Source organism: Litoribrevibacter albus (genome assembly GCF_030159995.1).
GTDB classification, from domain to species: domain Bacteria; phylum Pseudomonadota; class Gammaproteobacteria; order Pseudomonadales; family Litoribrevibacteraceae; genus Litoribrevibacter; species Litoribrevibacter albus.
Genome location: NZ_BSNM01000003.1, coordinates 1 through 26,773 on the forward strand (window position 1 = coordinate 1; position 26,773 = coordinate 26,773).

Here is a 26,773-nt window from a genome sequence, read left to right on the forward strand (position 1 = left end):
CGATCATAGAAAAGAAATTAAACCTGAGGCCCAGAAAGTGTCTTGGGTTTAAGCAGCCGCAGAAGGTCTATGACGAATTAAAAGCTGCGGCTTAGGGCGAGTGTTGCACTTGCGAGTTGAATTCGCGGATCAAGTTAAGAATCCGTGCCGTGTTCTCTGACCTGTTATCAGTCGAGTAACCTGTCGTAAAGTGCTGTTGTGATCGATAAAGCTTGGTTTCACTTCTTCACATCAGGTTACAGCTTCTTCATGGCGAAGCTGAAACTCGTCTCATAAAATTAGGTTAAGTTTTTAAAAGAAGTGCCGATAGTTTAAGAAATGCGTTTATTTGATTTTTAAAGGATGGCAAAAAAATCAAATAAACCGTGTAAATAACTGCCGGAAGTTATTGGAATCGAAAACGTGCGCATCGATAGGTTAAAAACGAACAATTGGTTAGCTCAAACGCTGTTTACCAAACTGGTTCTCATTCTGGTTGCCGTGGCATTACCGGTGGCTGCAAATGTACCAGCGGTGACTTACTTGGCAACCTTTGACAACAGCGAGTGGAAACTTGAATCGTCTGTTTTCGCTTGTTCTCTGTCGCAAGAAATTCCTTCCTACGGAAAAGGCGTCTTCTATCGTCGTGCTGGCGAGAAAATGGTGTTTTTCCTTCAAACGCCTTACAACCAGATGCGAAAAGGACAAGCTTCTTTAGTAATTGAGCCGCCAAGCTGGCGTCCGGGAAATCCTGCCCGTCACATGGGGTATGTTGATGTGGTGTCGGGAGATCGCCCGTTTGAAGTGGAACCTGAACGCGCGAGCACCATGCTTGCCAGCTTGAACAAAGGCTATGTGCCGATGTTTACCCGAAAAAGTTGGTATGAACCGACTGAACCTTCGGTACGGGTAGGACTAAGTGCCTTTGATTTTGATCCGATTTACCGGGATTTTCTTGGCTGTGTCAGTCATCTGTTGCCTGTAAACTTCGATCAGATTAAACGTTCGGTGGTGTTCTATAACAGTGGTGGCTTGTTCCCTGATGAAAAGTATTACCAGTTGCTGGATTACATCGTGATGTATGTAAAAGCCGATCCTGCAATCTCTAACATCATAATTGATGGTCATACCGATGACATTGGTCGACGCTTTAAAAACCGCGAGTTGTCTCGTGAACGGGCCGAACACATTACCAATTACTTCATTAAAGCAGGGCTTGCGGAAGAGCTGATTACCACCCGCTATCACGGTGAGCGTTATCCGGTGGTCAGAAACTTAGGGAAAGACGGTCGGTCAAGAAACCGTCGGGTTACCATTCGTTTAGAGCGTGATGAACCGTTCCGCCCGAGTAATCTAGAGTTTTTCTAGTATTCTTGGTCTTTAGATCATAGAAAATACGTATCAGAGCCAGGACAATCTCCTGGCTTTTATTTGTCTGTTCTTTCTACGTTAACTTAATCGCACATTTCTTCGGATATTCACCACAAATACTAGGCATCTGGGCTTGTCGCCAGTACAATAGGCCGATTTTTTTATAGTATCGATACCAGTGTCGATGCCCAATTAGGTAAGGAGCCCAAATCGATGAGTGACGTGAAAAAGGTCGTTCTAGCTTATTCCGGTGGTTTAGACACCTCAGTAATCGCTAAGTGGTTATCAGAAGAATACAATTGTGAAGTTGTGACGTTTACTGCGGATCTAGGTCAAGGTGAAGAAGTTGAGCCAGCGCGTGCAAAAGCTGAAGCGCTTGGTATCAAAGAAATCTACATTGATGACCTTCGTGAAGAGTTTGCTCGCGATTTCGTTTTCCCGATGTTCCGTGCAAATGCGATCTATGAAGGTGAATATCTTCTAGGTACTTCGATTGCTCGCCCGTTGATTTCTAAGCGTTTGATCGAAATCGCTAATGAAACAGGTGCGGATGCGATTGCTCACGGTGCAACCGGTAAGGGTAACGATCAGGTTCGTTTCGAGTTGGGTGCGTACGCTCTTAAGCCTGGTGTAAAAGTGATTGCTCCTTGGCGTGAATGGGATCTGAACTCCCGTGAGAAGTTGATGGCTTACTGTGAACAGCACAATATTGCGGTTGAGCAGAAGAAAGGTAAGAAGTCGCCATATTCTATGGACGCTAACTTACTACACATCTCTTATGAAGGCGGCATTCTTGAAGATCCTTATGCAGAGCCAGAAGAAGACATGTGGTTGTGGACTGTGTCTCCGGAAAATGCACCGGATGAGCCAACTTACATCGAATTGACCTATGAAAAAGGTGATGTAGTTGCGATCGATGGCGTGGCTAAGACACCAGCTGAAGTAATGATCGAGCTGAATAAAATAGCGGGTGCTAACGGTATCGGCCGTGCAGACATCGTTGAAAACCGTTATGTAGGCATGAAGTCTCGTGGTTGTTATGAAACACCAGCAGGTACTGTATTGATTCGTGCACACCGTGCGATCGAATCTATTACTTTGGACCGTGACGCTGCACACACCAAAGACGAGTTGATGCCTAAGTACGCTGAGCTTGTTTATAACGGTTACTGGTGGTCGCCAGAGCGTAAGATGCTTCAGGCAGCAATCGATGCAACTCAGGAATACGTTAGCGGTAACGTTCGCTTGAAACTGTACAAAGGTAATGTGGTTGTTGTTGGTCGTAAGTCTGAGAACTCTTTGTTCGATGAAAGCATTGCAACGTTCGAAGACGATGCAGGTGCATACAACCAGAAAGATGCAGAGGGCTTCATTCGTTTGAACTCACTTCGTCTGCGTATTGCATCAAGCAAAGGCAGAAATATGTTAGACGACTAAATCCCGATTTAGTGTTTAACCTGAAAAGCCTCCAGTTGGAGGCTTTTTTTATGGATTCATTTCAGCATCTTTTCTTCAATTAAGATGCTGTTTCCCTCGAATTTCGGCAGGAGTGGGCTATATTCCTAAGTGGGGAGGAAGCCTACTTGCTGAGATTTAAAAATAACATCGTTGCTGCGCTTGAAGCACTTCGGGTTCGAAATCAGATCCGTTTGATAACGTGGCTTTCTGCGATTGGCTTAATCGTCTCTATTGTTGTTTTATCGTTACTTGGCATTACGCTCCAAGGTTACCTTCATCTTCAAGAATCCCTTTTAAATGATGAGCGTTTATTAGCGGATATTCGATTTCAGCATTCCGAAGTACGGGCGGATATGGAGGGCTTTATTCGTCAGCCCTCGCCCAGTAAGGCTCGAAATTTCCAGAAGAAGCTCGTGTCACTCAAGGAAAAAGTAACGGATTTCACACAGCTCCCTCATTCCATTGATTTGGATATTCCTTTTCAGAAAATGCAAACCCAGTTGGGGTTGTATAAGAGCAGTTTTGATAGCTTATGGCAGAAATTCCAGGATATGGGATTGGGGTATGATCAAGGTTTATTGCGAGAGTTAAATCTGGAAGCCTTGAATCTAAAGCAAGAGTTGAAAAACCGGCAGCATCAGGCATTAGAGCTAGCGTTACTTGATATTCGTCAAAATGAAAAAGATTACTTTCTGACAAATTTGCCACTGTTTCTGGTGGGGATGAAACAGCTTTACGATGACTTTTTACTAACACTTGAACGAAGTGAGTTGTCTCAGACTGAACAAAATAATATTAGGGACAGAATCTATCAGTATTACCAGATTTTCGTGCGAGCCTCTTATTTAAATGCGGATGTACAACAAGCCAAATTGACGCTGGAAGCCAGTCATAAAGTGTTTGCTGAGAATCTGCTGGATTGGATGGAGGCGATCAGACAGCAGCTGGAAGATACCAAGGCGAGTCTTCAAGAGAGAATTGAGCTCTTTCTCATGCTGATGGTGTTAACTGCGGTGTTTGCCGGAATTGCAGTATTCTTGGCGGGCCGTTTTGTGACATTTACCATCAGTCGTCCAATTTCACAGATCGTTAAGAGTTTGCAGCGTTTGTCCGAAGGCGATCGCTCCTGTGATATTCCTTATAAAAAACTGGATAACGAAGTGGGGCAGATTGCTCGAGCTGCAGAGGTGTTTAAAGAGAGTTTGTACCAAGCGGAGAAAGGTGCGGTTAACGAAGCCCGTCGTAAGACGTTGGAAGAAAGCAATCAGCAACTGGAAATCAAGGTTAAAGAGCGAACGGAAGAGCTGGCGGTTCGCAATGATGATCTAAATGATGCCTTAGAGAAGTTGCAGATGGCTCAACACGAGCTTTTAGAACGTGAAAAACTGGCAGCGTTAGGGGCCTTGGTGGCGGGGGTTTCACATGAATTAAATACCCCGCTTGGTAATGCTTTAACCGTATTGACCTCATTGGGGGATGAAAGAAAGCGTGTGGTGAAGCTGTTTCAAAGTAAACATTTGAAGGAGAGTGACCTCATTACTCATCTGGAATACTGTGAATCTGGTTTGGCTCTGGCGGAGAAGAATTTGTATCGGGCCAGTGAACTGGTTAAGAACTTTAAACAAGTGGCGGTGGATCAGACCAGTGAAAGTCGTCGGTTGTTCAGTTTGAAAGAAGTGACCGATGAAGTCGTTGCGACGTTAACGCCAAGCTTTAAGCATCACAGCTTTGAATTTCAACTTCATATTCCTGACGATATCATGTTGGACAGTTACCCTGGGCCTTACGGACAAGTGATCAGTAATCTTATCAATAACGCTTGCTTGCATGGCTTTGATGGGCGTCCTTACGGGTCTATCCAGATCAGTGCAGTGGATAGGGACGATGAAGTCATGATTTTGGTCAGCGATGATGGCATTGGTATGAGCGAGGACATTCAACAGAGGATTTTCGAACCTTTCTACACCACCAAGCTTGGGCAGGGCGGCAGCGGCTTGGGAATGAATATCGTATATAACATGGTGACAGGGGTACTAGGCGGCAAGATACATATTTTCAGTCATCAAAATAAAGGGACTCAGGTGGAGTTAAAGCTGCCGAAGAAAGCGCCTGAGTCCGACGCTTTGGATCAGGCCATGATCATAAGTTAACGGCTTATTTCGGATAACATTTGCGCGTTGCGTCCTTTCCTTTAAAATAGCCGCTTCATAAATCAGTGGTTACTTCATGAACGAGTCAGATAACAACTCCGATCACATCTCAGAGCGTGCTTCAGATCAGATATATTCGACGCCTCAAGAGCGTATTCGTGACTTTGTGTTTGATGAGAACGTGGCCAAAGTGTTTGAGGATATGATTTCCCGGTCTGCACCTGGCTACAGCACAATTGTCTCTCATATTGGTGTGATGGCCAGACACTTTGTTCAGCCAAACACTCGTATCTATGATCTAGGCTGTTCTCTCGGCGCCTGTTCGTTAGTGATAAACCAGATGGTTGAGGTGGATGGCTGTGAGTTGATCGCTGTGGATACGTCTGAGGCGATGGTGTCTCGATGTACTGAAAGCCTCCAGAAAGCCGGACATCGTTTTCCTGTGAGTGTTCAGCAGGCTGATATTCTTGAGTTAGACATATCCAATGCTTCTTTGGTGATCTTGAATTTTACTCTCCAGTTTATTGAGAAAGGAGTTCGCGAAGCCTTACTCAAGAAAATCTACGACGGTCTAGTCGATGGTGGCGCATTGGTGTTGTCGGAAAAATTGGCATTTAACCATAATTCCGAACAAGAACTGATGATCAAACTTCACCATGATTTCAAGCGTGCTAACGGCTACAGCGATTTGGAAATTGCACAGAAACGTGCTGCGATTGAGAATGTGTTGATTCCTGAGACCAGCGGTGAGCATATTTGTCGTCTGGAGAAAGTTGGTTTCTCTAACGTCTATTCCTGGTTCAGATGTCTTAACTTTGCATCTTTCCTAGCCATCAAATGAGTATGACTTTCAAACTTTTGATTTCATGAATAGATCCTTCTGAGCTGTTATTGCTGAATTAGAACTACTGAACCGTCATTGCCGAACTAGAACTGCTGAATTATTAGCGCCAAACTGTTTTTTATTTGCCTTATGAAAATTACCTTCGAAGATCTTCTGGAACTATTACCTGATACCCCCATTGCTCGTTTGGCTAATGACCTACCTGAGAAAATTGCACATGGTTTGTCGGAGCAACGTTGGGCAAATCTTAAAAAGTGGATACCGGAAGTAGAAAATCTTCCTGACTTCGGTGACGTGGATTTCGATTTGAATGCTCATGATCTGGCAATCGGGAAAACGCATCCGATTTCCGAAGAGCAAAGAGATGCATTACGCCATCAATTGAAGTCGTTTATGCCGTGGCGAAAAGGCCCGTTCAGTGTGATGGGCATTGATATTGATACGGAATGGCGTTCGGACTGGAAATGGGACCGAGTGTCTCCACATATCTCGCCACTGAAGTATCGTTATGTACTGGATGTAGGGTGCGGTAGTGGTTATCACTGCTGGCGTATGGCCGGTGAAGGTGCAAGCATGGTTGTTGGGATCGAGCCTTCGCCTTTATCCAACATGCAGTATTGGTCAATTCGTCATTTTATTGGTGCCAATAATGTTTATATGTTGCCTTTGACGCTGGAAGAAGTCCCGGCAAACGTCGCTGGTTTCGATACGGTATTTTCTATGGGGGTCTTGTATCACCGACGCTCACCTATTGATCATTTGTATCAATTAAAAGCCTGTATGAAGCAGGGAAGTGAGCTGGTTCTTGAAACCTTGGTGGTGAATGCTCCGGAAGGTACAGATCCTTTGGGATACAGTTTGGTTCCGGAAGATCGTTACGCTCAGATGCGTAATGTGTGGTTCTTGCCAACCGTTGAAACCCTGACGCACTGGATGCAACGCGTTGGTTTTAAAGACATCAAAGTGGTCGATGTGGATCAAACCTCTCTTGAGGAACAACGCACGACGGAATGGATGAATTACCAGTCATTAAAAGATTTTCTTGATCCGGACGACATCAATAAAACCGCTGAAGGCTATCAGGCTCCGACGCGCGCAACCTTCGTTGCCCGTTTATAAGAAGGCTGTGAATAAGTGCCGTTCGTTAATGATTATTCGTTTTGGCATTGTTAGATAATTAATGCTGTTGAAAGATAAAATTGTAGGTTCGGTTAAGCTCGAATCACTCACATAAAGAGGAGAAACCATGTCATCAGGTCGTGGGTTAGCGTATCAAGTTGTTCCAGTTACAGCCTTTGAGCAAAACTGTTCGGTTATATGGTGCGAAAACACAAAGAAAGCCGCAGTGGTTGATCCTGGTGGCGATCTGGACAAGGTCATGGCAGTGATCAATGAACGTGGCTTGATCCTGGATAAAATTCTTCTGACGCATTGTCATATCGACCATGCGGGCGCTACTGCAGACCTGGCTGAACAAGCGAATCTGCCAATTGTTGGGCCTCAAAAAGAAGAGCAGTTCTGGATTGATATGTTGCCTCAACAAAGCATGATGTTTGGTTTCCCTCCTGCAAAACAGTTCACCCCGGATCAATGGCTAGAGCAAGGGGATACGGTTCAACTGGGCGACCAATATCTGGAAGTTCGTCACTGCCCGGGCCATACGCCGGGTCACGTAGTATTTATTCATCACCCTTCTAAGTTGGCGATTGTGGGCGATGTGCTGTTTAACGGTTCCATCGGTCGTACCGATTTTCCGAAAGGCGACATGCAGACGTTGGTGAATTCCATTCATCAACAGCTATGGTCGTTGGACGATGACTATGAATTCATTGCCGGTCATGGTCCGAACTCAACCATTGGCCATGAGCGCATGCACAATCCGTTTGTGTCTGACCACAGAGGTTAATGTGGTCAGGTGGTAATCATACTGAGCCAGTCACGTGACTTCGTTACTCATAGAGCATGGTTTAAAGCATTGTCTTTAAACCATGCTTTAACGATATTTTTTAAATTTATTTTCTAAAACCAAGGTGTTTATTAGAAGGTCTTAACTATAGATCTTTTGAAGATCGCGTTCGTGCTTGGCTAACCTTCCGCATAGGTTCTGATCACTGACGCACGTTGCGAAAAGCCTTGATACAGCCCCACAAATAAGATTTTTGATGTGGCCATAATCGGCAATGCCAAAATGGTTCCTACAATTCCAAACATACTGCCAAAAATAATGACACCTACAATCACCACAAACGGGTGAAGGTCTACGGCATTGGCAATAATTGTGGGGATCACCACCAGGTTATCGAAAATGTAAGCCACACCAATCACAGCAACGGCCGCCCAAACATAATACACATCGAAGGGTTGGATGCTCATTGCCAGCATTAACGGTGGCATTAGGGCCAGCACCGGGCCAAGGTAGGGAATGATGCCAAACAGTCCCGCAAAGACTCCGAGCATGACTGCAGATTCAAAACCGACAATGAAGAACCCTGTTGTTGCTACGGTAGCAAGAATACTGGTTTGGATGATGACCCCTTTGATGTACCCCTGAAGCTGGCGGGCGACTCGATAATAGATCGACCATCCCATTTCGAAGTATTCGTTCGGGAGCAGCGACAGTAGGCGGTTGCGAGAGGATTTATAGTCTCTTAATAAAAAGAACACGATAAAAGGGACGAGCAGTAAAGTGCCGGAGATGTCTAACAGAATGTTCGACCCTTGAATAATGACATCGAGATTTAATTCCGTATTGGCCCCTTGAAGGTACTGACTGATACTGGCTTCATCCACTTGTATGCCTGATTTTTCTAGTAAGAACTGAAGCTTTTCAATCCAGGCGTACAGGGTATCTTTCAAAATACTGAACTTCTGTTGAAGTGCCAGGATTCCGTCCAATAGCTTGGGAAATCCAATGAAGGTGAACACCGTACTGAGACCGGCCAGAATGCACAGAATGATGGTGGCCGAGCTGGCAGGGCTTAATCCTCGGCCGGTCATTTGGTTATTGACCGGTTCTAATATGGCATAGAGGGTAAATGAGACGAGCAATGCGAAGATCACAGGCTTAAATAGCCAGGCGATCGTAATCAGTAGCGCCGTGATGAGAGCAAAGACCAGACATGCCTGAAAGGAAGGCCGAAGTAGCCAACTAGGCATCGTTTTGCTCCTTGGGAATGTCTGTTAACTTAGCCGAAGTCTCCAACGGTTCTTGCTGGCTAATGGCTTCGTTGCTTAATCGCAAGCGGGTAGCCAGAATGCTTGCCAGATTTCTCATCAGTCGGGCGCCGTCCACCGGGTATCTATCTGTGAGTTCGTCCAGATTCTGGCGTAAGAAAAAGATCAACTCTGTGGAACCGACGGCTATGGCATTGGCTGTTCTTGGTTCGTCGACAACGAGTGCCACCTCACCAAAAAAGTCTCCTGCATCCAGACGCGCCAAGTTCCGATGATGGGAGGTAATGTCCACCTGACCCGATAAAATCAAGGCCGCACCAATCCCTGTTTCTCCTTGATGGAAGATGACCTCTCCATCTTGATAGCTTCTAAGGTGCATATCGGGAACGAGCGCACGGCAATGCTTTCTGGATATCTTTCGGAACAATGGCGTTTTCAACCAGAGATCCGCGATGCGCTCATCCATTTGGGTTTGTTTACGAAAGAAGTTGTACCAAAGCGGGCTTTTGTTTGAGTCCATACTTATCTCGTCATAACGCCATAGGGTTTTTTAGTACCATATGGTTCGATTCTTTTTACAGCCTTTCACCCAGGAAGTAATCCTTTAGGGTTTGTTCTGCGTGTTTCATCCACTGATTCAATTCCGCAGGTACGTGGCTGTCAGGGTGTAGTTGTCGTCTGAAAATTCTAATGCTATCGATGACTTGGAAAATTCCGTCTTGAACCAGGGCGCCAATTTCCATGATCAGATCGTCATCTTCGGTGGCCATTTTCATTGTTGTACTGCCTCTGAGGCGGTCAAGACCGGCGTTTACCATCGCTAAATCAATGGACAGTAATCGAAATTTAAGGCGCTGAGCGGCGGTGCTGCTGGCAAATGGGTTTTGAATGTTATCCAGTACTTTTTGACCGCTGGTTATGCAGGCAATGAGCTGATCGTAGACTTTGTGGACCTCATCAGCATCTCTCGGTAGTTCAAAATCAGAAGAGGCACTCTGCCAACTTTCCAATATCTTAATTAAGCACTTCGAGGCTTTGTCGTTGAGTTGTTGGCCCATGTGGGTTTTGAGAACTGTCGCGGCATAATGATACCCGTGACGGGTATAGATACTGATGGCACACTCCGTGGCTGCCAGTACCTGGCTCGCCAGCGATAATTGGGCTTCGTTCTTTGCAACAGGGTAACCGCTGCCATCCAGGTGTTCATGATGTTCCAGTACCAGACGCGCAATGCTGTCCTGGTATTCCGGAAATCGTTCGAGAATCCGATGCATGATGATCGGGTGACTGGCAATGTGCTGTTCTTCCTGAGGCGTAAAGATGTGATCCCGATTTTGTAATTCTTCGCTGAGGTGCATCATCCCGAGATCATGAAGCATGGCTGCTGTCGCCAAGTCATCGCACTCAATCAATGGAAGCTGCATCATGTCTGCCACGCAGAGGACGGCATAAGTAAGCAACATGGAGTGTTCAAAAAGATCCGGCTTACGCTTGAGACAGACAGTGACTTTGTTTCGCATACTGGTATTCAGGCGAAGACGGGCAAACCCCCGGATAGGAAGATCCCGGTTGTGTAAAAAGTCCAGTGATGCCCGGTAGTGTGGATTTTCTTTGAGAAATTCCTGGCATCGTTCCATCAACGCCGATCCATCCAAAGTATTTTGGATATCAATGACTTGATCTACGTCTTTACTTAGGGCGTGCTGCTGAAGACGGGCCAGAAGTTTTTTATTTATCTTTGCGCCTTTGGGTAACAGCATTACTCCCTTGGCACTAACGATGTCTTCGCTGGCAGTAACCACATCCGTTTCACCCAAGTCGGTTACGTGGCCTAAGTACTGGTCATTGGTTGTATTGGTGGTCATCAATGGTTCCTTTCTGTGATGGCCTGATGTCAAACAAGATGCTTGTTTCTTCAATATAGTGCATATATTCAACCTCGCTTTTTGATTTGCATTTTCATAAAGATAAGTATACTGTTTTTATGTACAGTATTTTATGGTTTATTCATTATGCAAGCACATGCAATAAAAGGCCGTGGCGTTTCTGGTAATCCTCATAATCGATATCACTCATTGCATTCCGTAGGGGATGATGGAGATGTCGGAGAAATAAAACTTTTAAGTACTGATATTATTGAGCAAACAGCGAAAACGGTTATTGCCAGAAATCAATCACCTGACGTTCCTCATAGTCAATCAGTTAATCCATACGCCGGCTGTGAGCATGGCTGTGTCTATTGCTATGCCCGACCTACCCATGCTTACCATGATTTATCCCCAGGGTTAGACTTCGAAACCAAAATCATTGCCAAAACCAACGTCAGTGAGTGTTTCTCACGAGAGATTTCGAAAGAAGCATACAAAGCCAAGCCTATTTTGATTGGTGCCAATACGGACCCTTATCAGCCGGTTGAACAGCGTTTGGAACTGACCCGACAGCTGCTGGAAGTGTGTCTGGAAAAGTCACACCCCGTGAGCTTAATCACCAAGAGCGCCTTGATTGAACGGGATCTTGATCTTCTTGAGCAGCTGGCGCAAAAAGGGTTGTGTTCGGTTCGAATTTCCGTCACTACGTTGGATAATCAACTGAAACGAAAGATGGAGCCGAGAACTGCTTCCGGCCAAGCCAGATTAGCGGCAGTGTCAAAATTGGCTGAACGAGGCATTCCGACCGGAGTGCTGGTAGCACCTATCATTCCTTCTATTAATGACAGTGAGTTAGAAGCAATTCTAGAAGCGGCTAAACATGCAGGGGCCATCTCAGCGACTTATATCTTGTTGAGATTACCGTTGGAAGTGAAAGAGCTGTTTAGCACTTGGTTAGAGACGCATTACCCTCAGCGCGCAAAACACGTATTGAGTCTGATCAGTCAAAGCAGAGGGGGGAAACTGTACGATTCTTCTTTCGGTCAGCGAATGAGCGGCGAAGGTGTGTTTGCCGATATGATTTCGAAACGCTTTTTACTGGCTTGTAATAAGTTGGGTTTAAAGGTTGCGCATTCCGACAAGCTCAATTGCGACTTGTTTTCGGCATCAAAGCCTAATCAACAAATGAGCTTGTTTTAATAAAAAACTATTGCTTCTAGAGAAATAATTAATTTTATTTAAATTGGAGTTGCTTTGATAATGAACCCATCAAATCAATCGATGGGGAGTGTCTGAAATGCAACGTATTACTATTTTTGGTCGTGAGGGATGTGGTTTCTGTAAGCGCGCGAAAGAGTTGTGTGAAATGCAGGGACTGAACTATGTCTATGTGGATATTCACCAAGAAGGTATTTCCAAAGCTGATCTTGAGAAAACAGTCGGTAAGCCTGTACTGACGGTACCTCAGGTATTTCACGGTAAGGATCACATTGGTGGCTTCACAGAGCTTAATGCCTTTGTAAAGCAGCAGCTTGCAGCCTAGATGACCTGATGACTACTTTAAACTGTCTGCACTTGATCGTGAATGAGGGGTAGGTGTAGGCAGTTTTTGATTGGGACGGCAAATTTGAAATGATGAGCTGACGACCTCAAATGAAGAATATTTGGGCATTGTTGTCGGAATGTGTACGGTGTTGAATAAAAAATTGGAGCTTGCTACTTGAATTATCAAAGTGAGACTATAAATAGAGCATGAGTTCCGACGAGAAGCCCGCCTTTTTGCTTTACTCTATATCATAAATTCATTTCCGCAGTGTGCGGACACACCAAATAGAGAATAATTATGTCTATTTCCAATCAAAAAGTTGTCACTATGGACTTCAAAGTTTCTGATACTAACGGACAAGTATTGGATTCGTCAGAAGGTGCAGAGCCGTTAGTGTATTTGCATGGTGCACAAAACATCATTCCTGGCTTGGAAGCTGCGCTTGAAGGCAAAAACGTTGGCGATTTCGTAAAAGTAGAAGTGGTTGCGGCGGAAGCCTATGGTGAGTACCACGATCAAATGGTTCAGCAAGTACCGATGGCAGCATTTGAAGGTGTTGATCAGGTAGAACCAGGTATGGCGTTCCACGCAGAATCTCCAGACGGTCACCCAATTCAAATCATTGTTACTGAAGTAGAAGGTGACATGGTAACGGTTGATGGTAACCATCCGTTGGCTGGCAAAGATCTTGTGTTCGAAGTAACTGTTCAAGACGTTCGTGAAGCGACTGCTGATGAACTGGAACACGGACATGTTCATGGACCTGGTTGTCACCACTAATACGTCACCATCAATAGATTCCAGGTTATCACTGGGTAGTGGACAGAACTGCTACTAGTGACGCATCGATATTTAATTGAGTACGTTAGGAAGGTGGATGAATATCTCTTCTCCAGGCATTGCAGCTGTGTTAAGTCTGATTCTTCCAGGTTTAGGGCAGATCTATAACGGTCATTTTTGGCGGGCCATCTTTTGGTTAATCATCACTCCTGGTTTTTGGATTGGGTCTGGTGGTTTCTTAGGTTGGATTTGTCATTTAATTGCCTCCTACACCGCCTATCAAAAGGCCAAAGAGAAGCAACTCTTAGAGCTGGACGGTAATGTGCCTGATTAACGAATATCGATGCTAAAACAAAAAAGGCTGCCTATGTTGAGCAGCCTTTTTTGTGTGTCGCGTTCTTGCTAATTCAGAAGGGCGCTGTTTTGTAGGTACTGATTTTAGGTTATTTAGTTCTTACCTGAGAGACATGCCCATCTGGAAAAGTACTTACTTGAAAAAGTACTTACTTGAAAAAGTACTTACCTGAAAAAGTCCCTAGCTGAAAAAAGTCCCTAGCTGAAATCAGTATCTACCCCACGACGTTTCTAGATTCGATCCCTGTGAAGCTGGAAACGCAGGTTCGAGCTGGTTACCGTGCTGGCTCCGGTATAGAAGAACGACAGTAGCCAGATCGCTTGAACACCCAAAATCACTTCAGGGCTCCAAAGGAACGACAGGCCCGCAGCCAGATCTGCCTTAGCGGCTTCAGGTGCCGGGTAGAAACTCATAAACACGGCTGTGTAGATGACGGCAACTACGGTCATGATCTGATAAGGAGAGATTTTGCTGTCACCTCGGTGATCGGCACGTAGCGTTTCTGAATACAGTCTCCAGAACTGAGTGAATACCAGCGTAAACATCAGTGCGAAGAAGTAATAGCCCTCAAGGAAAGTCATCAAACCAATCAATCCACACATTACGTAGAGTACTGATGTGATGGCCTGAATCGGTAATACCTGAACACCATTTAATTCAGAGGCATAGCAGGCTTTGCGTGTTTCACCGGAAAAACTGAAGCTCATTGGGCCGAATACTTTCTGAACCCACTGTGGTAGTTCATCCATACGTTTTCCGTAGCAGCAACCAAAGCTGACACAGGCCAGTCGACCTAAGCCTTCGCCAAAGCTGTAAGCGACGGAGATCGCAGCCATGGTTGGAATCAGAGATAATTCGCCATAATCCGCTAATAAGGTGTTTGCACCTTCAATCAGCAGAGGTGCTGCGATGATGCCAACAAAGGTTGCGCCACCAATGGTGAAGGTATGACTTTTTCCTTCGACAATTCGGGCCACCAGTCGGGCGGATGGCAAGCAAATAGCCAGTAGTAGGGCAATAACGACGGCCGTTAAAATCAGGGAGTTGCTGACCGATTCCATCATCATCACAAACAATAAAACCCCGATGGCTAATGAAGTGGCTGTGAATACACCGTAATAGGTGAGGTTCAGGCCAACCCACTCACCGTCTTCATTTTTCTTGAAAGGAATGGTTGCAAGAAACTGCCACCGTTCCTTAGTTAAGACTTTGAACATCCATGCTTGAAAGGCTAATAGACATGCGCCTAATGCCAGAACAAAAACAGTATTCATACTATTTTCCTCCATCTTTCGATGTCGTGTACGTTGGTAGAGAATTATCTAACGTGTTGGTTTGACCAAGACCGCTTACTTGGCGTTTTTTAGGATTAGCAGGCATTGCAATCAAGGAACGAACCGCAACATCGGTTTCAATCAGTGGTTGATTAAACGCATCATTGAAACGATTTTTAGCGTGTTCATTGCGTAGGTTTGCAATGATTTGTTCTGAAAACTGGATTCGATCTTTTTGGAAAATCAGCACATCGGTGCTGCTCCCAGGGTGGTAAAGACTTTTAGGTTGGCCTTTTTTCAGGAATAACCCGGGTTCTACATTAACGGGGCTGTCGTATTCCCGGTCGCTGTAGCATTGTTCGATCTCCCCGATCATCAAAGCAACTACTTCGATCATGGCAACCAAGCCAACATTACTACCACCCGGAATGTCGGTATCGATGATGGTCACTACCCGACGGTTTTTGGAGTAGGGCGTTACAACCTTAACGATGGCGCCTGGGTTGCAAGAATGGAAATGGCCATCAAGTTCATAGATGTCCACCACCTTGCCGGAGACCGGAACATGATTGAAGTGGTATTTGTCCGGCGTTAAACGAAAGATCGCAAAATCACCACGATCAAAGGCGGTAAGCCAGCGCGTCTTATCTTCACCGAGCAGCTCTTCAAACCTGAAAAACTTGTCTTTGATTAACAAAGGCGATTGATCATCAAAGGAACCGATCAACATTCGGGAGTCGGCAGGAGAGATAATTGCCTCTGATTCATCGGGCTGTGGACGACATTCCCAGTATTTTATTTTTCGCTCGAAGATACGTCGTGCTGTGGTAAAGGATTCTGGTGGATCGATGCATTCTTCGAGATTGACGCCACATTGCTTTAAGAACTTTTTATTGCCCAGTAACCGGGTCGTCAGAGCCATGTCAAAGTTCAAATGAGCAAGCAGCTTTGAGCTGAATGAGCCAGTCAATGCTTTAAATACAGTCGGCGAACGTTCACGGGCAGAACTGTAGAGCCACTGAATGATTCGATCTGCAAACAGAGTTTCATCAATGACCTCTGCATTTTTATCTATGTATTGGTGGTTCAGCATGCGTTTACATTTTCCTGATACTTAGTTTGTTCGTCGTTGGATTGCTCTGTTGTGTGGCTGTCTGCGGATAGATCACAATCCAGGAAGATAATCAGAGCTACTAGCTTACGAATTCTGTCGCTATTCAACGCTTCAGAAATCAGGTGCTGTTTGGTTTGGAATAACCATTCTGTCAGTTCTATCTCAATCTTCAGGCTCTGTTGGAGCTGAGTCTGATGCTCCGTTGTCATTGCTTTTACCTGAATGAAGATAGAATCCATTGCTTCGGCTAAGTGCTTGATTCTCAAATCCGTGCGGTAATATTCTTCGGCTTTGCTGTTGAAACGTTTACCGCTTAACTTAATCGGATTGTCATGTCTTTCCTCTTTGAGGATGTCACTCACCAATCTGTCCGAAACAGAGAAGTCACTGTTCAGTCGGCGCTCTAAGTCTGTGACGGTTTCCTCCAAGCCCAAACTGGTTATGAGTTCTTCACCTTCGGTCTTGATGAAATTAACCAAGGCTTCCCGGTAGTCTTTAAGTCGTACCGAATTGAACCCTTTGTTGCGGCGACTTTTCTTAATGCGCTTAGCCGATTGGAGTAGGGTGGTTAAGAACTGATTTTGTGTGTCTTGTTTGATCGAAAACTTCTTCAGTTGTACAGCGGCGGTAAAGAAGATTTGACGACGCTCGCTTTCAATCTCGGGCGAGTCCGGAATGTCCTTGTGGGTCACTTTCCCTTCGGCTATCAGTTTATAGGCCAACGCCTGAATTAAGATCTGTAAGTTAACAGCCTGGCCCATGTCGTGTTCGATGCTGTGGAACAGGGAGTAGTGACGCCCCTCAAAACCGCAGTAACCCATCTTATGGAATTCCCGGAGTTTGAAGAGAAGATACATCGACATGTTTTTGTCGAAGATACCCATTTTATCGAGGTCTTCTTTTAGCAAATCCTGATTGCCTAATTTTCCATCCAGTGCCGCATTTTCATCGGTGCTGAGCAGAGCGGCCGGGTAGTCAATCAATCGGAAATCAGGAACAAAATCCCCTTTTAAGCCCAAAGATGAACTGACCGTCTGATCAACCAGGTTTGGACCAAATGGAGTGATCGGGCGGCCAATAAATTTGATCTTGGCTTTGTTCTTCCAGCGACGCCAGAACATCCGAAGGTGCGTAAAATCTAATTCGTGAGGCAAGAAGCCCAGCGCGGTTTCCGGGTGGAATTGCTCAAAGTCGATGCGGTAAGGGGCCGCCGTATAGGTGCCTACGAACAACGGCAAAAAGTGTTCGGTAATTTTGATCACCAAATCACCTAACAACTTTTCGTGCGCTTCGTTGAATGCGTTTTGTTTGTCTTCAATAGCACGCTGTACTTTCTTACTGCCCAAACTGATGTGTGTGCCATTATTGGCCAAACTGATGTTGGAGGTGTTTGGCAGGATAATCAGGTTGGAGTTAATAATGCCGGCATCTCTCAGCTTAGCGACCGCATTCAAATGAGAACGGCTTAATACTTGATGGCACAAGGCCATGTAGGCGTGTTTTTCTTCGCCTTTATCCCAGCCAGAGAGGCAAGGACTCATAAATAAGGCACGATAGAAGTTATCCGAAATACAATCGTTTAATTGTTTCTGACGACTCGGTGGGTGAGGTGAGAAAAATATTAAGGCTTTCTGCTGGAAGTGTTCCAAGCCGAAGTGCTTGTTGGCGTACTCGGTTAATAGGTGAGTAAACAGAAAGCGGTGGGAGGTTTCTCGTGAGAGTTGGAAACCTAATCCTTTCTGTTTATCCAGATTCAGCACGGTGAATGAATGAGTTTCCGGTGAGGTGTTGTCGTTGGAGAAATTATCCACCAACTTCATACCCTCAGATCGAATGTATTCCGGCAATTCGTATTTCTCTGCCAGAATATCGGCCAGTGAGAGTCGAACCAGATAACTGATCGGCACGCGAACCCAGGGCTGGTCGTCTTCCATAAATAAGAAGTTTGACGAGTCGCTGCGTTGTAGATTCTCTTCCGACTTTTTGTCGGCTTTTAAATCGTAATTGAAAATCTTAAGGCTGTTGGTATTGAGCTTTTCCAGGGGAAAGCGTACCCAGCTGTTTTCCCAGACGTTGGACTCGTTGTTTAGATATTCATCCAATTGTTCTAATGCCGTGTCAGGAACATCCCCTGTTTTGGAACGACGGACGATATTGGCATAGTAGGATGAGTTTCTGATCGTGCAGGGTAGATCAACATGGTTTTTATCCCCCATTACGGCAACTTGGAGCTCGGTTTCTGAGCCTGCGGTAATGTCGTCTGCCGAAAAAGGCAGTGTCGAGATATCGTTGGAGTTGATACCTAATAATTCGCAGCAAACTTGTTCGTTGAGAAGCTCACTGTTTGTGTGAGTTTTCTTATCTTGCGTTAGCTGGATATAGGTCGGATTTTCATGGCTTCTGGACATCGTTTGTCCGACTCCTGTTACTGTTTTATTAGGAGTCTATGGCGATTATGTGTATGAAATTTGGCCGTTCGTTGAACAAGATGTGACACTTTCTTTTCAGAAAGATGACAGTGATTGTGTGGTTTTTTCTGAAAATCGTTTGGAATTAACGGGTTGGGAAATTATTAGGTAGAAGCAATAAGAGATGGGGATACCTGCTTCCTAAGAAGCAGGGATAATTCGGGCGGATTTGATGATATTTTCTTTAACCTGAAGAATTTCTATGTAGTAATTCCCCAGCTTTAGACTTAAGCTCGCGTCCGGTATGTATTCCAAATACTCAAGGATTAAACCATTGATGGTTTTAGGACCTTCAGTAGGTAATGCCCAGCCCAGAGCTTTGTTGATATCACGTATGGCCGCAGTACCATCGATGATGAAGGAACCATCGTCCTGCGGAGTAATGTCTTTGTTGAAGGTGGCGATATCGGTTGTAAACTCGCCCACAATTTCTTCAAGAATATCTTCGAGAGTCACGATACCTTGTACGTCTCCGTACTCATCCACCACAAGTGCAATACGTCGTTTCTCTTTCTGGAAGTTAAACATTTGGGTATGAAGCGGGGTACTTTCAGGAACAAAATACGGCTCACGCGTCGCTTGCATGATCATCGACTTGGTCAGTTGATTCTCATTTAAGAAACGGTTGATGCTGCGAAGATGCACAATGCCAACGACCTTATTAATGTCTGATTTGTAGACTGGCATACGGGTATGCTGGCTGTGTCGAATCTGTTCAATAATGTCGTTGATTTCCAAATCTAAATCGATGCCCACTACCTCATGACGAGGCACCATGATGTCATCGACGGTTACCTTCTCTAAATCGATGATTGAAACCAGCATGTCTTTATAGCGGGGTGAAATGCGCTGACTGGACTCAAATAAGACGGTACGAAGTTCTTCTTTGCTCAGTGCGTCTGTGCCTTCATCACTGCTTTTGATGCCTAATAGAGAAAGTAAAAACTTGGTGATTTGATTTAGTATCCAGATCACCGGATAAAGCACTTTCAATAAAAAAGACAATGCATACGAAGCAGGAAAAGCTATTCGTTCAGGATGCAAGGCCGCAATGGTCTTAGGGGTTACTTCGGCAAAAATGAGAACGACGATTGTCAATGCGGTAGTCGCGATGGCGATACCTGCATCCCCCCACAATTGAACAGCAATGATAGTGGCAATGGCTGATGCCAAAATATTTACGAAGTTGTTACCAACCAGAATGACACTGATCAGTTTGTCCGGTGTTTTCAGGAGTTTTTCGGCGTTTTTAGCACCACGGTTTCCGTTCTTGGATAAATGTTTCAAACGATACCGGTTAAGCGACATCATGCCGGTTTCTGAGCTTGAAAAGAATGCAGAGAGAATAATCAAAAAGACTAGGAATGCACTTAGAAGTGCGATGGGGTACTCGTTCAAGGAAAGTTAGACCTACTATGCAATTTTGTTGAAATTGTTAAGCACAAACGCTCATACGTCAAGAACTAGCTGGAATCTGAAGTACGAATTCCAGAACGGCTTTACTACCAAAGTAACCGATCAGTAAGAGTGCCCAGCCACCTAAGGTCCAACGAATCGCTTTTTTACCACGCCAGCCATAAATTTGGTGACCCAGTAGTAGGGTCCCGAAGACTATCCAGGCAATGATGGAAAGCACTGTCTTATGAACCAGATGCTGCTCAAATAAATCCTCAACAAAAATGACACCGGCAATCATTGCACCGGTGAGAAGGATGAATCCTGTCCATAGCATATTGAACAGAAGGTGCTCCATTGTTTGTAATGGAGGCAGGGTCTTAATAATGTTCCAACTGTTATGACGTTGTTTTAGTTTTTTATTCAGTACCAGTAACAAAATGGCCTGTAATGCCGCGATACTAAAGAACGCGTAGGAAGTAATTGAAAGAATAATGTGCCCGGCTAAACCTGGTGAAAGGTGGGTGAATGTTGGGCGATCAGTGTGCGTTGATAATACCGACCATAATAGGGCGGCAGTAGCTATTGGTGAAATACCGATAAACAAACTCAAAACTGGTTTTTTAAAGCCATTGAGGAACACCATTAGAGCAATCAGCGCGGCGACTAGTGATGAAATGTTATCGATGCTGATGTCCGGGCCGTGATCCGTCCGTATGCTGCTACTGCACAGAATGAAATGAACAAAAATGCCTAAGCCGAGTAACAGGTTTTGTTTATCCAGAGGTATACCGGATTTTCCATTAAGAATTCGCAGCTGTGAAACTGCAACACTTAAATAAATAATGGAAACGGCAATCGCCGAGGCAAGTTCCCACATATGCTCTTATCTTTCCTGTTTAACTTCGATTCTTACCTGAATACTTAGGGACTGATCTGATTGGGATCAAAAAACCACAGTAGTTTGTCACAGATAAGGGGTTTATAGAAGAGTCTTAATAGCTTAACAGGGGGGGAATCAGTTAGAATTGTCCTCAATCATTAAAAAGGTGTGTTTTTAAGCTATTTAAGCTCCTTGGTGTGTTAGGATTTTCGGGAGTTTGGAATCGGCTTTTATGCCCTTATTATCAGAGTGATTGATCATAGTTATTGGTTACTCGTTTGAATATAGCCGTATAAGGTAGACAGAGATTCATGTTTGAAAATTTATCCGATCGTTTAACGGACTCCCTCAAACACATTACCGGTCAGGCAAAACTGACTGAAGATAATATCAAAGGCACGTTGCGTGAAGTACGTCTGGCGCTGTTAGAAGCGGACGTGGCGTTGTTGGTGGTAAAAGACTTTATTTCGAAAGTTAAAGACCGTGCCATCGGGTTGGATGTGTCTCAACATCTGAATCCAGGTCAGGAATTTGTCAAAATCGTCCGTGAAGAGCTGGAAGCTCTTATGGGGGAAGCGAATGAAGACCTGAATCTGAATGCTCAGCCACCTGCCGTTATTATGATGGCGGGTCTGCAGGGTGCCGGTAAAACAACTACCGTTGGTAAGCTTGGTAAGTTCTTAAAAGAACGTCATAAGAAAAAAGTACTTGTGACGTCCGCTGATATTTACCGACCTGCGGCGATTAAACAGCTGGAAACGCTGGCAACGGATTTGGAACTTGAATTCCATCCAAGTACAGGTGATCAAGATCCTGTTGATATTGCAAATAACGCAATTGCAGATGCCCGACGTAAGCAGGCGGATGTTGTGATTGTCGATACCGCCGGTCGTCTTCACATTGATGAAGAAATGATGGGCGAAATTAAACGTCTCCATGCGGCAATCAATCCTGTAGAAACCTTGTTTGTGGTGGACGCCATGACAGGTCAGGATGCTGCGAATACAGCCAAGGCGTTTAATGATGCATTACCACTTAGCGGTGTGATTCTGACTAAAGTTGATGGTGATGCGCGAGGTGGTGCGGCACTTTCTGTTCGTCATATCACTGGTAAACCGATCAAATTTCTGGGCGTAGGTGAGAAAACCGATGCTCTTGAACCTTTCCATCCTGATCGTATGGCGTCACGTATTCTGGGTATGGGAGACGTTTTGTCTCTTATCGAAGAAGCAGAACGTAAGATTGATAAGCAAAAGGCGGAGAAATTCGCTAAGAAGATCAAGAAAGGTAAAGGCTTTAATCTGGAAGACTTCCGTGATCAGTTGCATCAGATGAAGAACATGGGCGGTATGACCAGTCTTCTTGATAAATTACCGGGCATGGGTAATTTGTCTCAATTGGCGGGTGATCATTTGAACGAAAAAATGTTCGATCAAATGGAAGCCATCATTAATTCAATGACGCCTCATGAACGTCGCTTCCCTGACGTGATTAACAATTCGCGTAAAAAACGTATTGCTACTGGTTCTGGTACCACACTTCAAGATATCAATCGTTTGCTTAAACAACATAAGCAAATGCAGAAGATGATGAAGAAGTTCAGTAAAAAAGGTGCTGTGGCCAACCTAATGCGCGGCATGGGAGGCATGTTTGGTGGCGGCGGACCGGGTGGTGGTATGCCGCCGGGCGGGATGCCTCCTGGTGGAATGGGCGGTGGAATGCCTCCGAAGTTCTAACTGGCAGGCTTGTCTAGTTGATTCTAAAAGCCGTAATTCTACTGGATTACGGCTTTTTTGTTCTGAGTTAATCCGACTGTTTTTACCCTTTATAAGAGCAGTTTAGAAATTAGTTTCTTTTGTTTGAGCGTTCGCGTAGAATACGCGCACTTATTTTACTGGGTATTTCAGGCCTCGCTAAGTCCGAAGTACCTTAAAACCAATGGTAGGTGATATCAAAGCCTCCCGCAGATAAAGGATCGATAACTTATGGTAGTAATTCGATTAGCACGCAGCGGTTCTAAAAAACGCCCTTTCTATCACATTTCAGTAGCTGACTCACGTAATGCACGTGACGGTCGCTTTATCGAGCGGGTAGGGTTTTTCAATCCAGTCGCTCGTGGTCAGGAAGAGCGTCTTCGCATTGATAATGAGCGCGTTGAATACTGGGTATCTAAAGGTGCTCAGCTATCTGATCGCGTTGCTAAGCTAGTTAAAGACTCTCAGAAATAAGAGTTAATTAGCAAAGCAAACTAAGTAATCGCGGTACCAGACTGAAAGATTCTACTATGTCCAAAAGCACTGAAAAACCTGTCTCTATAAAGACGGTTAAACTCGGAAAAATTACCGGTGTCTTCGGTGTTAAAGGTTGGGTAAAGGTGTATGCCTATACTGATCCGATGGAAGGAATCTTCAACTATCAGCCTTGGTATCTCAATCTGAACGGTCAAACTTTGGCGGTTGAGGTTGAAAAAGGCCAGCGACACGGTAAAGGCATTATCGCAAAGCTGGTTGGCTATGATGATCGTGATCAGGCTGCGAGTTTAGCTGGAAGTATGATTGAAGTGACTTCCGATGAGCTGCCTGAGTTAGAAAGTGGTGAGTACTACTGGCATCAACTTGAGAAACTGAAAGTTCTCAGTGTTGCTACAGAAGGTGAACCTGTATTGCTCGGCAAGGTTGCAAACCTGGTTGAAACAGGCTCAAACGATGTGTTGGTAGTTAAGCCATGTTCTGGAAGTATCGATAAGAGAGAGCGTTGGGTGCCATATTTGCCTGACCAGTTTGTACTTAATGTCGATCTTGAAGAACAAACGATTACCGTAGACTGGGACCCAGAGTTCTAGGTGTTTATTCAAACCAAAGAGCTAATAAAAGGTTTAGTCAATGCAAAGTAAGTGGATCGGAGTAATTTCTCTTTTCCCTGAAATGTTTTCAGCAGTGACTGAGCATGGGGTGACCAGAAGGGCATGTGAGCGCGACTTGTTAAGAGTCGATATTTGGAATCCGAGAGATTTCACTCATGACCGACATAGAACCGTAGATGACCGACCGTATGGTGGTGGTCCTGGCATGTTGATGAAGGTTCAACCTTTACAAGATGCAATCCATACAGCGAAAGCTGAAATGGGTGAGGACGCCAAAGTTATCTACATGTCGCCTCAAGGGCGACCGTTAGATCAGGACGGGGTTAAGTACCTCTCTTCAATGGACAAGCTGATTATTGTGGCGGGTCGGTATGAAGGCATCGATGAACGGGTGATTCAAACCGAGATTGATGAAGAATGGTCAATTGGGGACTATGTTTTAAGTGGTGGCGAGTTAGCTGCAATGGTAATGATTGATACAGTTACTCGTATGATCCCAGGTGCTCTAGGACATGAGCTGTCTGCAGAGGAAGATTCTTTTGCGACGGGATTGTTGGATTGCCCGCACTATACCAGACCTGAAGAGATTAATGGTCTAGAGGTGCCGAATGTATTGCTTAGTGGAAATCACGAGGCCATCCGCAAGTGGCGTTTGAAACAAGCGCTTGGACGGACCTGGCTGAGGCGGCCTGAGTTACTTGAACAGCAAGAGCTGGATAAAGAACAGAAGGCGTTGTTAGAAGAGTTTGTACGTGAGTCGGAATCTCCGGCCACGAAAAAGTAGGAGTTGTGTCATGAGTGGCAAAAACCCAATCATTCAGCAAATTGAAAACGAACAAATCAATAAAGAACTACCAGCGTTCGGCCCTGGCGACACTGTTGTAGTTCAAGTGAAAGTAAAAGAAGGTAACCGTGAGCGTCTACAGGCGTTTGAAGGTGTGGTTATCGGTAAGCGTAACCGTGGTTTGAACTCTGCGTTCACTGTACGTAAGATTTCTCACGGTGTTGGCGTTGAGCGTACTTTCCAGTCTTACAGCCCGCTAGTAGACAGCGTTGAAGTGAAGCGTCGTGGTGCGGTTCGTCAAGCTAAGCTTTACTACTTGCGTGAGCTTCAAGGTAAGGCTGCTCGTATTAAAGAGAAAGTGTAAGCTTCTTTTGATACGAGGGATTCAGCTTTCTAAGCTTGAATCACTTATCGAAAAAAGGCAGTCTGATGACTGCCTTTTTTTGTGTCTGTTGTTTGGGTAAATGGTCTTGTATGAATTCGGAAAACGATCAGATTATTGCTAATTATTTGGATGCTTTGTGGCTTGAAAAAGGACTGAGTGATAATTCTTTGGCGGCCTATCGAAGAGATCTTAAAGGGTTGGCTGAGTTTATAGAAAAGCTGGATAAAACATTGCTTCTGGTGGATCGTATTGATCTGATGGATTATTTGGGCAGTCGAATGAAGGCTGGTTATAAAGCTCGATCTACGGCTCGCATGATGTCCTGTCTGAGAAGTTTTTATCGCTATCTGATTCGTGAAAATCGAATTTCGGAAGATCCCACACAAAACCTGGAAAGTCCTAAGCTTGGGAGGCCGATTCCTGATTCTTTAACAGAAATGGAAGTTGACGATCTGTTGGAAGCGCCGGACATTAAAACCACGCTGGGTATGCGGGATCGAACCATGCTTGAGGTGCTTTATGCTACCGGCCTGCGAGTGTCAGAGTTGGTTGGATTACGACTTGAGCAAGTGAACTTGCGACAGGGCTTGGTACGAGTTATGGGTAAAGGGAATAAAGAAAGACTTGTTCCGTTGGGTGAAGAGGCGATGGATTGGATTGATCGTTATCTGGCTGAGGCAAGAGGCGAGCTTTTACATAACTTGTCTGAATCGGTGGTCTTTCCCAGTCAGCAGGGGCGTCCTATGACGAGACAAACCTTTTGGCATCGTATTAAACGGTATGCGATTGAAGCAGGCATAACCAAGCATCTCTCTCCGCATACCTTGCGACATGCCTTCGCCACTCACTTGTTGAATCATGGTGCGGATCTTCGAGTCGTTCAAATGCTATTAGGTCACAGTGATTTATCAACCACTCAGATCTACACTCATGTGGCCAGACAACGTTTAAATGAGTTGCACCAACAGCATCATCCGCGAGGGTAATTGTTTGGGTTATATAGGAACTATCGCTTCGCTAATAAGTCTGATAGGGTATGTTGAACAAGAATGTATTTTTTATTAAAGAAACGGATATATAAATGCAAAACTCTTCTCTTGTGAAAATTGGAATGTTAAATGTTGCCTTCATTAGTCTGTTGGCGGTTGGGGTAACTGGATGTGCCGAAGGTAAAATTGAGTCTGACTTGCAACAATCGCTTTCGGATATTGATAAACCAAAGCAAGAGGGCGAAATTACCGAAAAGTCAAAGAAAGCTATTCCTCAAACTGAAGTTGACTCTAACTCGCAACAATCATTTTCGGATATCGATGAACCAAAGCAAGTGGTCGATATTACCGCAAAGTTAAAGAAAGTAATCCCTCAAGCTACAATTGAATCTGTTTCTGAAAGTCCGATTTCAGGCTTGTATGCGGTAGAGGTTGTTGGGAATGGCATTATTTATATGTCTGAAGATGGTGGTCATTTCATTGCCGGTGATCTTTATCGTGTGGGGCCGAATGGCTTATCTAATGTTACTGAAGAAAAGATGAATACGGTTCGTGCTAAGGCGCTGCTTTCAGTTAAACAGGATCAAATGATTTCTTTTCCTGCTAAAGGTGAGGAAAAGGCTAAGTTAACCGTTTTTACTGATATCGATTGTGGTTATTGCCGCAAGTTTCATCAGGAAGTTCCTGAGCTGAATGAAATGGGTATTTCAGTAAGCTACTTGGCATTTCCTCGTGCAGGCATTGGTTCAAGCTCGTACGATAAGTATGTTTCGGTATGGTGTTCAAGTGATCAGCAAGCAACGATGAATAAGGCCAAACAGCGTCAGCCAATTGAACCTAAGACTTGTGAGAACCCTGTTGAAGCTCAATATATGCTGGGGCAGCAGGTGGGTGTAAATTCAACGCCTAATTTAGTGACTGAATCGGGTGAGTTGATTCGAGGGTATGTCCCAGCAGATCAGTTAGCTGCTCGTTTAGGTGTGAAATAAATCACCAGTTAATGCGTTATCGAGGCCATCATTTGATGGCCTTTTTTACGCTTGGAATAAATGTATGACCAGTGGTCACAAAATGACTTATGGTCATTTACCTT

25 protein-coding genes are annotated in these 26,773 nt (G+C 44.8%); 17 read left to right on the forward strand and 8 right to left on the reverse strand.

The window, feature by feature from the left end:
* The first annotated feature begins 402 nt into the window (after positions 1-402).
* The 6 genes from QQL66_RS01740 to QQL66_RS01765 all read left to right on the forward strand — a co-directional run bounded on the left by QQL66_RS01740 (position 403) and on the right by QQL66_RS01765 (position 7,708).
* Positions 403-1,347 (forward strand): flagellar protein MotY, encoded by a 945-nt coding sequence (locus QQL66_RS01740; protein WP_284378051.1) that lies wholly within the window; start codon positions 403-405, stop codon positions 1,345-1,347.
* A gap of 216 nt (positions 1,348-1,563) precedes the next feature.
* Positions 1,564-2,787, forward strand: coding sequence for an argininosuccinate synthase (locus QQL66_RS01745; protein ID WP_284378053.1), 1,224 nt, complete (start codon positions 1,564-1,566; stop codon positions 2,785-2,787).
* A 146-nt stretch (positions 2,788-2,933) separates the two neighbouring features.
* Positions 2,934-4,958, forward strand: a complete 2,025-nt coding sequence (locus tag QQL66_RS01750) for a sensor histidine kinase (protein ID WP_284378055.1) — start codon at positions 2,934-2,936, stop codon at positions 4,956-4,958.
* 76 nt (positions 4,959-5,034) lie between these two features.
* Complete coding sequence (gene cmoA, locus QQL66_RS01755; protein WP_284378057.1) at positions 5,035-5,799, forward strand: carboxy-S-adenosyl-L-methionine synthase CmoA; 765 nt, start codon at positions 5,035-5,037, stop codon at positions 5,797-5,799.
* 132 nt (positions 5,800-5,931) lie between these two features.
* Positions 5,932-6,921, forward strand: a complete 990-nt coding sequence (gene cmoB / locus QQL66_RS01760; RefSeq protein ID WP_284378059.1) for a tRNA 5-methoxyuridine(34)/uridine 5-oxyacetic acid(34) synthase CmoB — start codon at positions 5,932-5,934, stop codon at positions 6,919-6,921.
* A gap of 127 nt (positions 6,922-7,048) precedes the next feature.
* Complete coding sequence (locus QQL66_RS01765) at positions 7,049-7,708, forward strand: MBL fold metallo-hydrolase (protein WP_284378061.1); 660 nt, start codon at positions 7,049-7,051, stop codon at positions 7,706-7,708.
* Positions 7,709-7,887: 179 nt separating this feature from the next.
* On the opposite strand, the gene QQL66_RS01770 is transcribed toward QQL66_RS01765, so the two are convergent.
* From QQL66_RS01770 to QQL66_RS01780, 3 genes are read right to left on the reverse strand one after another with little or no spacing between them, the layout of a single operon-like run.
* Positions 7,888-8,958: an AI-2E family transporter gene (locus tag QQL66_RS01770; protein WP_284378063.1), complete on the reverse strand. Its 1,071-nt coding sequence runs from the start codon at positions 8,956-8,958 to the stop codon at positions 7,888-7,890.
* A complete protein-coding gene (locus QQL66_RS01775; protein ID WP_284378066.1) occupies positions 8,951-9,496 on the reverse strand; it encodes a cyclic nucleotide-binding domain-containing protein in 546 nt (181 codons plus the stop codon). The genes QQL66_RS01770 and QQL66_RS01775 overlap by 8 nt, the downstream gene beginning before the upstream one ends.
* A 55-nt stretch (positions 9,497-9,551) precedes the next feature.
* The gene (locus tag QQL66_RS01780) at positions 9,552-10,841 is read right to left on the reverse strand and encodes an HD-GYP domain-containing protein (RefSeq protein WP_284378067.1); all 1,290 of its coding nucleotides are present in this window, start codon (positions 10,839-10,841) and stop codon (positions 9,552-9,554) included.
* A gap of 147 nt (positions 10,842-10,988) precedes the next feature.
* Between QQL66_RS01780 and QQL66_RS01785 the strand changes: the two genes are divergently transcribed.
* The 4 genes from QQL66_RS01785 to QQL66_RS01800 all read left to right on the forward strand — a co-directional run bounded on the left by QQL66_RS01785 (position 10,989) and on the right by QQL66_RS01800 (position 13,504).
* Positions 10,989-12,044: a PA0069 family radical SAM protein gene (locus QQL66_RS01785; protein ID WP_284378068.1), complete on the forward strand. Its 1,056-nt coding sequence runs from the start codon at positions 10,989-10,991 to the stop codon at positions 12,042-12,044.
* A 97-nt stretch (positions 12,045-12,141) separates the two neighbouring features.
* Positions 12,142-12,387, forward strand: coding sequence for a GrxA family glutaredoxin (locus QQL66_RS01790; RefSeq protein ID WP_284378070.1), 246 nt, complete (start codon positions 12,142-12,144; stop codon positions 12,385-12,387).
* A 300-nt stretch (positions 12,388-12,687) separates the two neighbouring features.
* The gene (locus tag QQL66_RS01795) at positions 12,688-13,170 is read left to right on the forward strand and encodes an FKBP-type peptidyl-prolyl cis-trans isomerase (RefSeq protein ID WP_284378073.1); all 483 of its coding nucleotides are present in this window, start codon (positions 12,688-12,690) and stop codon (positions 13,168-13,170) included.
* A 97-nt stretch (positions 13,171-13,267) separates the two neighbouring features.
* Entirely contained in the window at positions 13,268-13,504 is a 237-nt protein-coding gene (locus tag QQL66_RS01800) for a DUF5683 domain-containing protein (protein WP_284378075.1), read from the forward strand.
* A gap of 251 nt (positions 13,505-13,755) precedes the next feature.
* Here the strand turns inward: QQL66_RS01800 and QQL66_RS01805 are convergent, their stop codons facing one another.
* The 5 genes from QQL66_RS01805 to QQL66_RS01825 form a co-directional block, all read right to left on the reverse strand.
* The gene (locus QQL66_RS01805; RefSeq protein WP_284378077.1) at positions 13,756-14,799 is read right to left on the reverse strand and encodes a prolipoprotein diacylglyceryl transferase family protein; all 1,044 of its coding nucleotides are present in this window, start codon (positions 14,797-14,799) and stop codon (positions 13,756-13,758) included.
* A gap of 1 nt (position 14,800) precedes the next feature.
* Positions 14,801-15,892, reverse strand: a complete 1,092-nt coding sequence (locus QQL66_RS01810; RefSeq protein WP_284378079.1) for a phosphatidylserine decarboxylase — start codon at positions 15,890-15,892, stop codon at positions 14,801-14,803.
* Entirely contained in the window at positions 15,886-18,321 is a 2,436-nt protein-coding gene (locus tag QQL66_RS01815; protein ID WP_284378080.1) for a hypothetical protein, read from the reverse strand. Before QQL66_RS01815 ends, QQL66_RS01810 begins: the two co-directional genes overlap by 7 nt.
* 201 nt (positions 18,322-18,522) lie before the next feature.
* A complete protein-coding gene (locus QQL66_RS01820) occupies positions 18,523-19,779 on the reverse strand; it encodes an HlyC/CorC family transporter (protein WP_284378082.1) in 1,257 nt (418 codons plus the stop codon).
* Between the two features lie 58 nt (positions 19,780-19,837).
* Complete coding sequence (locus QQL66_RS01825) at positions 19,838-20,656, reverse strand: cytochrome C assembly family protein (protein WP_284378084.1); 819 nt, start codon at positions 20,654-20,656, stop codon at positions 19,838-19,840.
* 314 nt (positions 20,657-20,970) lie between these two features.
* Here QQL66_RS01825 and ffh point away from each other — a divergent pair, with 314 nt between their 5' ends.
* The 7 genes from ffh (at position 20,971) to QQL66_RS01860 (ending at position 26,669) form a co-directional block, all read left to right on the forward strand.
* Positions 20,971-22,395, forward strand: coding sequence for a signal recognition particle protein (gene ffh / locus QQL66_RS01830; RefSeq protein ID WP_284378087.1), 1,425 nt, complete (start codon positions 20,971-20,973; stop codon positions 22,393-22,395).
* A gap of 249 nt (positions 22,396-22,644) precedes the next feature.
* Positions 22,645-22,887 (forward strand): 30S ribosomal protein S16, encoded by a 243-nt coding sequence (gene rpsP, locus QQL66_RS01835; RefSeq protein ID WP_284378089.1) that lies wholly within the window; start codon positions 22,645-22,647, stop codon positions 22,885-22,887.
* Between the two features lie 56 nt (positions 22,888-22,943).
* Positions 22,944-23,501: a ribosome maturation factor RimM gene (gene rimM / locus QQL66_RS01840; RefSeq protein ID WP_284378092.1), complete on the forward strand. Its 558-nt coding sequence runs from the start codon at positions 22,944-22,946 to the stop codon at positions 23,499-23,501.
* Between the two features lie 40 nt (positions 23,502-23,541).
* The gene (gene trmD / locus QQL66_RS01845; RefSeq protein WP_284378095.1) at positions 23,542-24,306 is read left to right on the forward strand and encodes a tRNA (guanosine(37)-N1)-methyltransferase TrmD; all 765 of its coding nucleotides are present in this window, start codon (positions 23,542-23,544) and stop codon (positions 24,304-24,306) included.
* 10 nt (positions 24,307-24,316) lie between these two features.
* Positions 24,317-24,670 carry a 50S ribosomal protein L19 gene (rplS, locus tag QQL66_RS01850; RefSeq protein ID WP_284378098.1) on the forward strand — a complete coding sequence of 118 codons (354 nt, stop codon included), beginning with the start codon at positions 24,317-24,319 and terminating at the stop codon, positions 24,668-24,670.
* Positions 24,671-24,780: 110 nt separating this feature from the next.
* Positions 24,781-25,677 (forward strand): site-specific tyrosine recombinase XerD, encoded by an 897-nt coding sequence (xerD, locus tag QQL66_RS01855; RefSeq protein ID WP_284378101.1) that lies wholly within the window; start codon positions 24,781-24,783, stop codon positions 25,675-25,677.
* Between the two features lie 95 nt (positions 25,678-25,772).
* Positions 25,773-26,669: a DsbC family protein gene (locus QQL66_RS01860; protein WP_284378103.1), complete on the forward strand. Its 897-nt coding sequence runs from the start codon at positions 25,773-25,775 to the stop codon at positions 26,667-26,669.
* Positions 26,670-26,773 lie beyond the last annotated feature (104 nt).